This window comes from Bacillus cereus group sp. BfR-BA-01360, from assembly GCF_022663595.1.
Taxonomy (GTDB): domain Bacteria; phylum Bacillota; class Bacilli; order Bacillales; family Bacillaceae_G; genus Bacillus_A; species Bacillus_A cytotoxicus.
Window position 1 is genome coordinate 54,952 of the sequence record NZ_JAKUFV010000007.1, and the last position, 13,026, is coordinate 67,977.

Consider the following 13,026-nt stretch of genomic DNA (forward strand, 5'->3'; position numbering starts at 1 on the left):
CAGATCCAAAACCAACTGTTTTTTCACTCCTTCCAGCCTAATATTTAGACAAAATATATGAATTTCCTCTAAAAAAAGAAAGATGCCTAGGCACCTTTCTTTTGTAACGTATTTGATTCGTTTGGTCTATATAAAAAGTAACCAATCATCCCACCAATACATGATGGCAGTAACCAACCAATTCCTTCCTTATATAAAGGAAGCATTTCTAGCACATTTGTTACGGTATCAAACTTAATATTTGCACTTTCTAAACCGTTAAATAGACTAATAACGAGTGCCCCTAAAATTGCACCGATATATATTGTATTTCGCTGTTCAATCCATTTATGAAAATACGACAGTACAATTAGTACAATTGCAACAGGATAAATAATCATCAATACTGGTAATGTTACAGCAATAAGTTGTGTTAACCCTAAATTTGATACAACTAAACTAAACACACATACCATTGTTACAATCATTCTATGTGATAATTTTGGGAATAATTTTGTAAAAAATCCCGCACACGCTGATGTAAGTCCAACTGAAGTTGTTAAACAAGCCAGTGTAATAACAAGACCTAATAGTATTTTGCCACTCGTTCCATATAACTCATTTACAACTTTCGTTAAAATAAGACCTCCATTATCAGAAACACCAAGTGATGTACTTGTCGAACCAAGATAAGCAAGAGATAAATAAATTAACGTTAAACCAAATACAGCTATAATTCCAGAAGTAATCGTTGTTTTTGCAATTTGATTACTTTCTGTTATCCCTTTTGAACGTATAACTTGCACCACAACAATTCCAAATACAAGTGCACTAATAGCATCCATCGTTAAATAGCCTTGAATAAATCCACCAAAAAATGCATTATCTTTATATACATCTAATGGTGCAGCTGGTTCCCCAATCGGATCAATAATCGCCTTACTAACAATAACAGCAACGATAAGCACCAATAGTGGCGTAAGAAACCTTCCAAACCAATCAATCAATTTCGATGGATTCAAAGATAAATACCAAGTTGTCCCAAAGAAAACAGCTGTATAAAGAAATAAAATATACCACTCCGATACAAGTCCCTCTGCTAGAAAGGGCTTCATTCCCATTTCAAAGGAAACGGCCCCTGTACGAGGAATTGCAAAAAATGGTCCAATTGCCAAATAGCTAACTAGCGGGAAAATAAAAGCAAATATAGGGTGCACTCTAGAGGATAACGCTTTCAAGTCCCCCCCTACAAAAGCTACAGCAGTTACTGCTAATAGAGGAAGGCCGACTCCTGTCACTAGGAATCCAATTGTAGCAATCCAAACATTTTCTCCAGCTTGTTGACCTAACACGGGTGGAAAAATTAAATTTCCTGCTCCTAAAAATAATGCGAATAGCATTAAACCAATCGCTACTGTATCTCCTGACCTTAATGTTCCCTTCATCTCTTTCATTTGCATAGCATCTGTTATTGTTTTTCTCCCTTTCACAAATATGCTACGCATCCTCCTCCCTGCTCGTGATGATAATAAACTTTACCTCTTTATAGAACAATGTCTTTCTGTAATTTCTCCACTTTACCTTTTTATTACTCCGATTAATATTTTTGATTTTTTAGAATTTTCAGACCGTTACAACACTGCATAAAAAGTAATAAGTCAGACCTCTTTATCTTTATCACACATATAGTAACATATTTAGTTGAAAAATAGAAATATATTTTATAAAGAATTTTTTAAAAAACAAAATAATATCTACAACTTTTTTCATTCATTCTTTCACAAAAGAATTTAGCTCCTTTTCCATTTTGTTTCATAAGACAATTATGTAAAAATAAAGTAAAACTTGAATCAGTGGGAGTCTGCATCCTCGCTGATTATGCCTCTCGGGCTGTTATCGCCCTAAAATAGCGGGATAAATATATATTCTTCCAAAAAATATTTTTCAATTAAAAAGAAAAGTCGAGGAGACTTCACCTTCACTTCGTTTAGAGGAGGAGGTCTTCTCGATTAAGACGATAAAACAACGGTCTGTCGTACTATTCAATCATCTCGATTTCATGTGGATTATTCATTTCCTCTACATATACAACACGAAATCCGTAATTTTCCAAATCCTTCAATAAAGAATCTAATTCTTCTCCTTGAAATTCTTCACCTAGTGTAAACATAATTCTACGAACTAATAACGCATTATTATCAAATGTCATTAAACTTTGAATACCACTATATTTTTTCAAAACGGTAGATAGTTTCTGAATTGCACCATTGTAATCTTGTGTTCCGACCATGACAGAATATTTGCTAGAATGAATCCCCCAAGCATCTTCTAACAATTCAAACACTTTTTTATGCGTTAAAATTCCCAGGAATATTCCTTTTTCATCAATAACTGATAAGAATGGCAGTTTTTTAATTGAAAAAAACACTTTAAAGAAAGAAGAATCTTCTTTCACATATCCATCTTTATCGTTCAATAATTCTGATAAATCATCTTCTAATGATCCTTTGTATTCTAAAATATCGACTTTATATATATTTCCTAAAAATTTTTCCTTCTTTTCATCTAAAACTGGGACACAACGATAACCCGTTTTATTTAAATGCTCTAGCGCTTCACCTATTGTAAATGAAATCGTACAGTATAAAACCTCTTTTTTAGGTACATAATTCCCTCTTATTCTCATAAAAATCCTCCTTATGCTAAAATATTTTCTGTGTCATAACTATATTATATTTTTAGAAAAAAAGGAATGATTTATTTCATTTTTCTGAAAACTATTCACATTTCTGTCATAAGTTATTCATAAAATCGATTATCGATCTTTTTCAAGTAACTCCTATCTTCTTTATTTCTTTCTGAATCTTGCTGCCTAAAAATAGCAAGATCAAATTATAGATTATACCAATATGTAAAGAAAAAGATATTGTAACTTCTTCAAAAAAGCGCTAAAATAAAAATAAGAATTTTCTGAATCTTCAAAGAGTAGGTGAGTTTTATGACTTCTTTAGTTCGATCTTACATATTTCGCTTTTTGATTGGGTTTCTCATTCTCCTTATGTTCAGCCCACTACCCTCGTTATTATTAACACAGGAAGGCTCTTATTTTAAAAGCTTATTTAAGATTTTTTATCATTTTATTCATTTCTCTTCAATTTCCATCCCTATGATTGACTGGATGCATGAATCCGTTCTTTTTTCACCTCAGCTCATTATAAATTCAGGAGCTCCCTTGCATGCTTCAGAGCATTCTACACCTTTGTTCCCTTACGTATGGAAGATGTATTTTTTCTCACTGACACGTTTTATATTTACTTTAGTAATCGGTTTTTCGATTAGTTTCGCAATGGGACATATTTTTTTAAGAATTCCAAAATCGATGAAAAAATATGCCTCACTATTATACTGGATTCCTTATTCATTCAGCGCTGTTATATTGCAATGCACAGTGATTTTATTTTCACTCTATATCGCAAAACATATCATCATTCCATCTTTCTCTTCCATAGTAATAATCCTGAGTGCAGCGATGATTATTGTTATGCAAGCAATAAAAAAATGGATTCCTTTTTTAAGTCATGCCGAAACACATGAAATTCATACCCATTCCTTTCTTATAAATACATTATTTACCACTCTTATTTCTAATCATAAATCTCTTTTCAGTTCTATTATTGTTTCATTTTGTTTCATGGAGTGTATTTTTCATACGAATGGTTTATTACAATTTATGATTCAATTTGGAGGAGCTTCACCAACTATAGTCGCAATTTGTCTGCTCCTTCTTTATATTCCGTATATTATTCTTTCTTTTCTCCAATCGGTTTGGAGAACAAAAGATTCAAAACATGCAACATCCCCTGTAACTAGAACAATGTTAAAATGAGGTAAAACTTGAATCTGCGAGGGTTTCTTCACCATATCCTAATTATGAACCCTCACCAATCGGGCTGTTACTCCCCTAAAATAGCAGTAAATAATGAAGCAATCTAGTTTCGTCCACAACCAATTCCTTTCTCCTTCCATTTTCAAACATGTAAATGGAAGGTTATTCTTTATCAAGAAGGATAAAATAACAAAAAACGATTAACAATTAGCAAAACATGTCAATTTCTGCGTGTTTTCTTTGACTATTATTTTCGTTTCGATTTATTATAAAAGTATAACATACTTGCAGGAGGTGACATCTTTATTCCACTTTGGAGTAAGGAACACACTTGGACATATTAAATATTTTTCTTGTTATTTTACTTATTCTCATCTCAGGCTTCTTCGTTGCCTCTGAATTCGCAGTTGTAAAAGTACGAAAAAGCCGAATTAATCAACTCGCAAACGAAGGAAATAAACAAGCCTTAGCTGCTAGAAGCGTTGTTTCAAATTTAGATGTATATTTATCAGCTTGTCAACTCGGCATCACAATCACTTCTTTGGGACTCGGTTGGCTTGGTGAACCAACAGTAGAGCATTTACTGCATCCTGTATTTGAAAAAATAAATATTACTGGTCCAATGGCTAATACACTATCTTTTATTATGGCCTTTAGTATTATCACCTTTTTTCATGTTGTATTGGGTGAACTTGTACCAAAATCTTTCGCTATTCAAAAAGCCGAAACAATTACTTTAATGTTCGCTAAACCACTTATTTGGTTTGACAAAATTATGTACCCTTTCATTTGGCTATTAAATCATACAGCCTTATTTTTCACAAAACTATTTGGCTTACAACCGGCAAAAGAAAATGAACTTGCTCATTCTGAAGAAGAATTACGACTTATTTTAGGCGAAAGCTTTAAAAGTGGAGAAATTAATCAAGCGGAATATAAATATGTTAATAATATTTTTGAATTTGATGATCGTGTTGCAAAAGAAATCATGGTTCCACGAACAGAAATGGTTTGTCTCTCTACTGAAAATACATTGGAAGAAAATATGGAGACTGTTGCCTCCGAGAAGTATACACGCTATCCAATTATTAAAAAAGATAAAGATGATATCATCGGCATGATTAATACAAAAGAAATTTTCCATGATCAAACAAAAGGGATTCATAAGCCTTTAGAATCCTATATCCATCCTGTGTTAACCGTCTTTGAGACGGTTCCAATCCGTAAAACATTAATTCATCTTCAAAAAAATCGCGTGCAAATGGCCATTGTAATGGATGAATATGGCGGAACAGCTGGATTGTTAACGATGGAAGATATTATTGAAGAGATTATTGGAGAAATACAAGATGAATTTGATGATGATGAATCACCGATGATTGAGAAAAGAACCCCTAAGCTCACTGTTTTAGATGGGAAAGTTCTTATTTCTGAAGTGAATGACATGTTTGGCTTACATATTGATGATAGTGATTTAGATACAATCGGTGGTTGGTTGCTTTCTCAAGCAGTTGATTTAAATATTGAACCTGGATATTCAGTTGAATATGATGGATTTCAATTTAAAGCTTTAGACCTTGACGGCCATCAGATTAAAAAGATCGCTGTACATAAATTAGATACTATAAAGGAGTAGTAAAGTGACTGTTATATTAACTCTTTGTATCATTGCATGTTTTATCGTTTCATTTATTGCGTTTATCTATCCGATTATCCCTGGCATACTTGCTTTGTGGGCTGGATATTTTATTTATTATTTTGGGATAAATGGTGGTGAGTTAACCACTTCTTTTTGGGCCATTCAAATTGTATTTACGATTATTATTTTCATTGCTGACTTTATTGCCAATGGATATTTCTTAAAAAAATACGGAAGCACGAAGTGGGGCGAACGTGTTGGCATAGTATCTATCATCGTAGGTTCTTTTTTCTTCCCGCCCTTTGGTCTTATTATCATCCCATTTCTATCTGTATTTATAACGGAACTGATCCACAAAAAGACGCCAAAGGATGCTTTCATGGTTGGGATTGCAACCGTTATTGGTTTTTTAAGTAGCACAGTAGCAAAAGCTATTTTACAAATCATTATGATTACCCTATTCATTTGTTATATCCTTTTCTAACCATCTCTTTTTAGGGATGGTTTTTTATATGCAGCACCAACGCGGCTATTTTCATATCTTTTCTACTATTTTTTGATTAAAAAGCTTCCCCCATAAATAGAGGAAGCTCTGCTATATAGATCATACAAACTTATTTCTTTTCTTTTGAATCTGAAGATTGTGTATCTCCACTCGTTTCCTTATCTTTCTTTTCATCTTGTTGTGTTGTTGTTTCCTCATCTTTCTTTTTTTCTTCTCCATTATTACAACCTACCATAAATAAAGAGCTCGCAAGTGCCATAGCAGTTAAAGATTTAACCCATTTATTCATTTGCTTATCCTCCCTTTGATAGAATATGTACACTCTCATATTACTTTCTATTTTTAAAGCTAATATTAGAAAACAGTAAATATATAGTAAATGTTTGTAAATTTCAAAATAAAAAAAGCGAATATTTTTTATTTTGAAGCACTTTCTTCTATAATGAAAGTACTATAGCAAAGAAAGGTGGATACAGATGGAACTTGGATTATCTGGTAAAACAGCATTGGTTGTAGCTTCTAGTCAAGGCTTAGGAAGAGCAATTAGTACAGCACTTGTAAAAGAAGGAACAAATGTTATGTTACTCAGCCGCAATAAAGAAAGTTTAATCTCATTGCAAAAAGAATTAACCGCTCTTAATATGGGAAAAGTTATGTATACAGTTTGTGATATTACAAACAAAGAAAATATTAAAGAAGCGGTAAAGTATACAGGAGACACTTTTGGCACAATTGACATTTTAGTCAACAATGCTGGTGGTCCTAAACCTGGTACATTTGAGCAACTAGCCGATGAGGACTGGTACCATTCATTTGAGCTAAACTTATTAAGCTATGTACGTATGATTCGTGAAGTTCTTCCATATATGAAAGAACGTGGCGGAAAAATTCTTAATATCGCATCTTCTTCTATAAAAGAACCGATTCCTGGATTATTGCTATCAAATACGTTCCGTACTGGCATTACAGGGCTGTCAAAAACTTTAGCCGCAGAACTTGCTCCCTATCATATTTTAATTAATACAATTGCCCCAGGTCGTATTGCTACCGATCGCGTTGCTTCTTTAGATGAAATGGCTGCTGAAAAGCGCGGTATAACAGTGGAAGAAGTTCAAAAACAATATGAATCTATGATTCCTCTCGGAAGATATGGTCAACCTGTAGAATTTGCTACGTTTGCTACATTCCTTGTCTCTGAGGCAAATTCATATATGACAGGACAATCTTTTCTCGTTGATGGTGGCATGGTGAAAAGTCTATAAGGTGGAAGGGGGATTATTGCAAAAAAGACGGTGTGAGCCGTCTTTTTATGCAAACTTCTCATTCATAAATACCTGTCCAATACTATACTCTTGCTTCACTACATATTGCCAAACACAATATGCATAACGATTCATTTTCACAAAGCATTTTTCTAAAAAAGCACGAAACTCAGGATTAGCAACCTCTACAGCTACTTGCGCAAAATATAATGCTAATTTTTTCAAATGCAAAATATATGAAATCGCAATTCCTATATCTCCTGTACTAATCCTTTCTATCTCTATATGATTTTGAATACGCGGAGAGATTAATTGCTCACAAATCATCTGCTGTACATTTTCTCCTTCTTGAAAATTCACCTGTTCATTATATGCTTGTAACATATATGGTAACTGTTGCTGAAGTATACCTTTTAATTCTTCATCTTGGATTTCATTCATGTACTCTCCCATATTATATATAAGAGAATAGCTATGCCTCATTAGCTCCTCTATACAATTCATTGAATCGCTCCCTTCACTTTCTTTATACACTTATAAATATGGGGCAAAAACATTCGCTATTCTTGCTATCAACCAATCCCAACTACTAATTTTCTCGAAATCCTTCTCATGGAGACGTTTTGAGCTATGAAAGTCTTCATCAAGTTTCCTCTTTACTTGATCAACAACAGCTTTATCATATATAAAACATTCCGACTCCGTATTCAGATAAAAACTTCGATTATCAAAGTTAGCTGTCCCGACATCAACACTCATTTCATCAACAATTGTCACTTTCCCATGAAAAAAGCCATTTTGATACTGATAAATTTCTGCCCCATCATCAAATATCTTCTTTAAATATGGATAGGCAGCTTGTTTAAGAAAAAGAGCATCACTTTTTAAAGGAACGAGAATCTTCACTCTTACTCCTCGATTTAATGCTTCTTGTAATCCTTTCATCATTTCCTTACTCGGAATAAAATACGGGGTTGCAATTACTAATGATTTCTTAGCCCGTCCAATAAATGTACCATATTCATTCCATAACCCTTTTCCATCTGAAAATACATATTGATATGGTACGTTATTTTCTATTTTCGGTCCTTTATATAAAGAAAGCCCTTCCCCAGTATCAGCTTGCCAGTCTTTTGCAAACTGTTTCTCCATATCAACTGCCCCATCTCCTTCAATACGCATCTGATAATCACGCCATTTTCCAAACTTAGGATTTTGACCGAGATATTCCTTTCCTATATTAAATCCTCCAATATAGGCTACCTTTCCATCAATCGCAACAATACGTCGATGATTTCGTTGATGGAGGGTGAAAAAGAAATGTTTAAATGTAGGTCTTTTACTAAAAGTAAATTTGACCCCTTTTTTTCGTAAATGTTCGATTGTTTTTTTCTTCATTTTATAGCCACCAATACGATCTACTGATAGCTTCACATCTACACCGCTTTCGGCTTTTCTCTCTAACAGATGTAAAAATTTTTGACTTATTTTATCTTTGCCCACAATATAAAAATGAATATATACATACTTTTCCGCACGCTCTATATCATCAAATAATTTGTCATATAAATCATTTCCATCTGTATACACTTGGAAATTACCGTAACGTATGTTTGATATTTTATGTTCAGTAATCATTTTTTTCCCCATTTCTACATCGATATTCATCCATGCACCTATGAGACATAATATAAAAAATATAAAGTGCTTCACGGATAAAGTCCTTTCTTCATAAAGTGAAACTTTGATCATGGGTGATTATGAGCTCTCACCAATCGGGCTGTTACAGGCAGGCGAGCTCCCACCTATCTTCCTTGCTTCTTTCTGAATATTGAGGCGGGAGTCTCACTTACCTAAAAGAGCGGAATACACTTTCCTGCTTATATCTTTCCTTTTTCCACTCATTAACATACAACAAAAAAATCTTTTCCTATATGATATATGTCCCTGTCAAATAACCAAAAAATGACATATTGTATGTTGTACCTTAAAATAAAGGAGGAAGTAACAATGGGTTTTGCATGTGGTAATGGCTTTGCGTTACTAGTCGTATTATTTATCCTCTTAATTATCGTCGGCGCTGCTTGTTTCTGCTAATGAGCACCTCACGATACGCAGATGAAAAAACTATAAAAGCGGACCCCTAAAATAGGTGTCCGCTTTTCATTTTGCACATATATGTATTACAAATTTAACAATGTCGCAATTTTTTTACTCTCAGCTTTGTGAATATAGCGCTGATTTGCACGTAAAACAGCAATTTCATACAGTTTTTTCTCCGCCTCTGTTTCTGGAATCACGCGAGGGACAGGAACCGGCTTATTCTCTTTTCCAAGTGCAACAAATGTAACAAATGATGTTGCCGCGATACGCTGATTACCTGAAATTAAATCTTCCGCTACGACTTTCACAAACACTTCCATCGAGGTGCGCCCTGTCCAAATAACGAATGATTCATAACTTACACAATCTGTAGAACGGACTGGATGTAAAAAATCTACCCAATCCATTGATGCTGTTACACATTCCTTCCTTGAATGCCTTGTTGCCGAAATGGATGCAATCATATCCATTTCAGCTAATATTTTACCTCCGAACAACGTATTATGGTCATTTAAATCCGTTGGAAATACCCGACTCGTTTTAAAAACTCTTGATTCATTCACTGTTTTTCCCTTAACTTCTCCCATTTCCTTCACCTCTTTAATCATTGTTTTACATAAAAATAGTAATCTTTCTATTTTCTCTAATATGACAGATATTAAACTAGGTGAATTACATATTATATATTAACAATTTTTAGAACTTTGCGTCTATTAAAAAGAACCGATTGTTATCAATCGGCTCCTCTAAATACATATTGCTCCTTGGGCTGTTCCACTTTATTCCACTTCGTTACTTCTAATACTGGAATATTCGCACGAAATGGTTGATAAAATTCAGTTGAAATGGTTCCCTCAACTTGAATCCAGTCATCATTTTTCCATTCTACTCCTTCTGGCTTTTTAACCAACATACCATATACACCGGAATCAGCAACACAATGAATAATCCCAAATCGGAATAAGAAATATTGTTCTTTCGTTGAAGAATCATCACGGAACACAAATCCTTTAAATGAAAGGGTCTTATCTGTAAATTCACCCGGATAATTATAAATTGTCTCCATTCCTTTTAAGAAATCCTCATCCTTTAAAGTAATATGTTTTTTTGTAACATATTCTTTTTTCCCTTTCTCCATTACACCACGATATCCTTCTTTTCCATAGTAAATGCTCGTATCAGGTCTTAAAAATTGCCTTCTCATAAATGGATCTGTACTATCAGCTTGTACAACAGGAAAATGAAATCCTTTCGTTTTCACAATATCTGAATCTAATGTTGCAATCGGAAAAAAGAGGCCTGAAATAATAGGAAAACAAAATAATGTATATGAAAATATTCGTTTCCACCATGTATTTTCATCTTTCGAATGATCATGTCCGCAGTGACTATGATTACAACTACAATCATGCTGTTGTTTTTCTTTCTGATGTTCTTTTTGAAACGTAACCACAATTTGCACAAATGTTAAAAAACCAAAAATAATAGCTGCTGTTGTAGATAAATACGCGTACTTCATATTAATATACTTTGTTATATTCCCTGAAATATGAAGCTGCGCAATTAAAATTGTAAATCCAAGCAAAATATACGCTCGAAACATAAACTACCACCCCATCGCATAAATGAGTAGTGAGCTTGCATAAACGACAAATGTAACTGTAGCTATCACAACAATTACAAATTTTGTTTTAAATGTCGCAAGCATCATAAACATATTTTTAATATCTACCATCGGTCCATAAACGAGGAACGCGACAAGTGATGCTGTTGAAAATGTACTTTGGAACGAAGATGCAATAAAAGCATCAGCTTCTGAACAAAGCGATAAAATATATGCTAACCCCATCATAACAGCTGATGAAGAAAATGGCCCTTGTCCAATCGCTAGTAACGTTGATGTTTGTACAAACGTTTGAACTGCAGCAGCAATGAGCGCCCCAATGACTAAATATTTTCCCATTGAGAAAAATTCTTCAACAGCATGTGTACATACATCCCACATTTTCTTACGTAAAGGGCGCTTATGATTGATTTCCGGAAAATGATTATCACGTAGCTGATGGTTTTTAAACATAAATGACAGTATAAGCCCAACAATAATTGCTACTACAATTGCTACAATGGAACGATACCATACCATTTGCATATTACTTCCAAATGCAACGTATGTTGCAAATAATACGACTGGGTTAATAATCGGTCCTGTTAACATAAATGCAATTCCAGCATATGGGGGAACACCTTTTCCAATTAAACGTCTTACAATGGGAACAATTCCGCATTCACACCCTGGAAACATCATGCCAAGAAAAGTCGCTAAAAGGACTGATAAAAATCGGTTTTTCGGCATCCATTTTGCTACCATGTCCTCTGTCACAAACATTTGAATAAGTCCTGAAATAAATACACCAATTAGCACAAATGGTAGTGCTTCAATTAAGATTGAGATAAAAATCGTATTCATTTGCAGGAATGCTTTTGGTAATTGAAACAATTCCATGATGTATTTCCTCCACTTTTTCATTAACAATATGTAATTTTAACCCTTATTCATAAATCGAGCAACCCTTATGAAATTTCGAATTTTATAAAATTATATATTTTTTACATAGACAGCTAAGACGCGATAATAGCGAAAAAAGCTGTTCTAGCTTCATTTTCATACTAAGCTAGAACAGCTTTCTTGATTATTAAAAATAACGTTTCTTCCAAAAAATAAAGGCTAAACTGCAAGATAGTACCGCACAAATAATCATAACAACTAGAAAACCATGCGGATTATTTTCAAGCGGGATTGCTACATTCATTCCAAAAAAACTTGAAACCATTGTTGGCAAAGATAAAATAATTGTAATAGAAGTTAATAATTTCATCACACTGTTCAAGTTATTTGAAATAACGGAACTAAACGTATTCATCATTCCGCTCAAAATATTGCTATATATTTCAGCCATTTCAATAGCCTGTTTATTCTCAATTAATACATCTTCTAACAAATCTTGATCATCTTCATACATCTTAATAAACGTATTATTGCGCATTAATTTTTGAATTACAATTTTATTTGCTTTTAAAGATGTTGTGAAATATACTAAACTTTTCTCAAGGCCTAATAAGGTGAAAATTTCTTTATTTTTCATCGACTTATTTAATTGATGTTCTAAGTCGACTGTTTTCCGATTAATTTGCTTTAAGTATCTTAAATAATACGTTGAAATCGTATATAAAAGTTGCAGTGCAAACCGCGTCTTTTTAAACGTATAAAATTCTTTAATACGCTGATTAATAAAACGCTCAAAAATCGGATTTTCTTCTAAACAAATGGTAACAAAACATTCTGGCATAACAATCATACCAATTGGGATTGTATCATATATTGAATTCCCTTCTTCATCATGCCTTACGGTAGGGATATCGACAATAATCAGTGCATTGTCATCTTCTTTTTCAATACGCGAACGTTCTTCGTCATCCAAAGGGTCTTTAATAAAGTCTAATTCTACATTCAATGTTTGTACGAGAAATTGAATTTCCTCTTCTGTTGGATGAAGTACATTAATCCAACAACCTTTTTGAATTTCGTCAATTTCTTGTAATTTTCCGTTTCGGTCTGTTAAATAAATATTTAACATACTATCACCCCGATTCT

At 33.4% G+C, this 13,026-nt stretch carries 14 protein-coding genes; 5 read left to right on the forward strand and 9 right to left on the reverse strand.

Features of this window, described 5'->3' with window-relative positions; all coding sequences use genetic code 11:
* Nucleotides 1-86: 86 nt before the first annotated feature.
* Together brnQ4 and cbpA are read right to left on the reverse strand one after the other, a co-directional pair.
* Complete coding sequence (gene brnQ4, locus MR056_RS08870; RefSeq protein WP_420950858.1) at nucleotides 87-1,424, reverse strand: branched-chain amino acid transport system II carrier protein BrnQ4; 1,338 nt, start codon at nucleotides 1,422-1,424, stop codon at nucleotides 87-89.
* Between the two features lie 593 nt (nucleotides 1,425-2,017).
* Complete coding sequence (gene cbpA, locus MR056_RS08875; RefSeq protein WP_012094037.1) at nucleotides 2,018-2,665, reverse strand: cyclic di-AMP binding protein CbpA; 648 nt, start codon at nucleotides 2,663-2,665, stop codon at nucleotides 2,018-2,020.
* A 312-nt stretch (nucleotides 2,666-2,977) separates the two neighbouring features.
* On the opposite strand from cbpA, the gene MR056_RS08880 reads away from it, so the two are divergent.
* From MR056_RS08880 to MR056_RS08890, 3 genes are all read left to right on the forward strand, one after another.
* Entirely contained in the window at nucleotides 2,978-3,865 is an 888-nt protein-coding gene (locus tag MR056_RS08880; protein WP_087098522.1) for a hypothetical protein, read from the forward strand.
* A 331-nt stretch (nucleotides 3,866-4,196) separates the two neighbouring features.
* Nucleotides 4,197-5,501, forward strand: coding sequence for a hemolysin family protein (locus MR056_RS08885; RefSeq protein WP_012094035.1), 1,305 nt, complete (start codon nucleotides 4,197-4,199; stop codon nucleotides 5,499-5,501).
* 4 nt (nucleotides 5,502-5,505) lie between these two features.
* Nucleotides 5,506-5,988, forward strand: coding sequence for a DUF456 domain-containing protein (locus MR056_RS08890; protein ID WP_012094034.1), 483 nt, complete (start codon nucleotides 5,506-5,508; stop codon nucleotides 5,986-5,988).
* A 130-nt stretch (nucleotides 5,989-6,118) separates the two neighbouring features.
* Here MR056_RS08890 and MR056_RS08895 read toward each other — a convergent pair whose 3' ends face one another.
* Nucleotides 6,119-6,298 (reverse strand): hypothetical protein, encoded by a 180-nt coding sequence (locus MR056_RS08895; protein WP_012094033.1) that lies wholly within the window; start codon nucleotides 6,296-6,298, stop codon nucleotides 6,119-6,121.
* A 187-nt stretch (nucleotides 6,299-6,485) separates the two neighbouring features.
* On the opposite strand from MR056_RS08895, the gene MR056_RS08900 reads away from it, so the two are divergent.
* The gene (locus MR056_RS08900) at nucleotides 6,486-7,271 is read left to right on the forward strand and encodes an SDR family oxidoreductase (RefSeq protein ID WP_012094032.1); all 786 of its coding nucleotides are present in this window, start codon (nucleotides 6,486-6,488) and stop codon (nucleotides 7,269-7,271) included.
* A 45-nt stretch (nucleotides 7,272-7,316) separates the two neighbouring features.
* On the opposite strand, the gene MR056_RS08905 is transcribed toward MR056_RS08900, so the two are convergent.
* Entirely contained in the window at nucleotides 7,317-7,775 is a 459-nt protein-coding gene (locus MR056_RS08905; RefSeq protein ID WP_012094031.1) for a spore coat protein, read from the reverse strand.
* 30 nt (nucleotides 7,776-7,805) lie between these two features.
* On the reverse strand, nucleotides 7,806-8,984 hold the full coding sequence (gene cls / locus MR056_RS08910; protein WP_048722819.1) for a cardiolipin synthase: 1,179 nt from the start codon (nucleotides 8,982-8,984) through the stop codon (nucleotides 7,806-7,808).
* Between the two features lie 297 nt (nucleotides 8,985-9,281).
* Here cls and MR056_RS08915 point away from each other — a divergent pair, with 297 nt between their 5' ends.
* Nucleotides 9,282-9,368: a YjcZ family sporulation protein gene (locus MR056_RS08915; protein ID WP_081428364.1), complete on the forward strand. Its 87-nt coding sequence runs from the start codon at nucleotides 9,282-9,284 to the stop codon at nucleotides 9,366-9,368.
* Between the two features lie 86 nt (nucleotides 9,369-9,454).
* Here MR056_RS08915 and MR056_RS08920 read toward each other — a convergent pair whose 3' ends face one another.
* From MR056_RS08920 to MR056_RS08935, 4 genes are all read right to left on the reverse strand, one after another.
* Nucleotides 9,455-9,961 (reverse strand): acyl-CoA thioesterase, encoded by a 507-nt coding sequence (locus tag MR056_RS08920; protein WP_012094029.1) that lies wholly within the window; start codon nucleotides 9,959-9,961, stop codon nucleotides 9,455-9,457.
* 146 nt (nucleotides 9,962-10,107) lie between these two features.
* On the reverse strand, nucleotides 10,108-10,977 hold the full coding sequence (locus MR056_RS08925; RefSeq protein WP_012094028.1) for a TIGR03943 family putative permease subunit: 870 nt from the start codon (nucleotides 10,975-10,977) through the stop codon (nucleotides 10,108-10,110).
* Nucleotides 10,978-10,980: 3 nt separating this feature from the next.
* The gene (locus MR056_RS08930) at nucleotides 10,981-11,877 is read right to left on the reverse strand and encodes a permease (protein ID WP_087098518.1); all 897 of its coding nucleotides are present in this window, start codon (nucleotides 11,875-11,877) and stop codon (nucleotides 10,981-10,983) included.
* A gap of 190 nt (nucleotides 11,878-12,067) precedes the next feature.
* A complete protein-coding gene (locus tag MR056_RS08935; RefSeq protein ID WP_012094026.1) occupies nucleotides 12,068-13,009 on the reverse strand; it encodes a magnesium transporter CorA family protein in 942 nt (313 codons plus the stop codon).
* Between the last annotated feature and the right edge of the window lie 17 nt (nucleotides 13,010-13,026).

Bases quoted from the DNA above. Each gene is read 5' to 3' on its own strand.
- brnQ4 (WP_420950858.1), bottom strand. From the start codon at position 1,424: ATGAAGGGAACATTAAGGTCAGGAGATACAGTAGCGATTGGTTTAATG.
- cbpA (WP_012094037.1), bottom strand. From the start codon at position 2,665: ATGAGAATAAGAGGGAATTATGTACCTAAAAAAGAGGTTTTATACTGT.
- MR056_RS08880 (WP_087098522.1), top strand. From the start codon at position 2,978: ATGACTTCTTTAGTTCGATCTTACATATTTCGCTTTTTGATTGGGTTT.
- MR056_RS08895 (WP_012094033.1), bottom strand. From the start codon at position 6,298: ATGAATAAATGGGTTAAATCTTTAACTGCTATGGCACTTGCGAGCTCT.
- MR056_RS08900 (WP_012094032.1), top strand. From the start codon at position 6,486: ATGGAACTTGGATTATCTGGTAAAACAGCATTGGTTGTAGCTTCTAGT.
- MR056_RS08905 (WP_012094031.1), bottom strand. From the start codon at position 7,775: ATGAATTGTATAGAGGAGCTAATGAGGCATAGCTATTCTCTTATATAT.
- MR056_RS08915 (WP_081428364.1), top strand. From the start codon at position 9,282: ATGGGTTTTGCATGTGGTAATGGCTTTGCGTTACTAGTCGTATTATTT.
- MR056_RS08920 (WP_012094029.1), bottom strand. From the start codon at position 9,961: ATGGGAGAAGTTAAGGGAAAAACAGTGAATGAATCAAGAGTTTTTAAA.
- MR056_RS08925 (WP_012094028.1), bottom strand. From the start codon at position 10,977: ATGTTTCGAGCGTATATTTTGCTTGGATTTACAATTTTAATTGCGCAG.
- MR056_RS08930 (WP_087098518.1), bottom strand. From the start codon at position 11,877: ATGGAATTGTTTCAATTACCAAAAGCATTCCTGCAAATGAATACGATT.
- MR056_RS08935 (WP_012094026.1), bottom strand. From the start codon at position 13,009: ATGTTAAATATTTATTTAACAGACCGAAACGGAAAATTACAAGAAATT.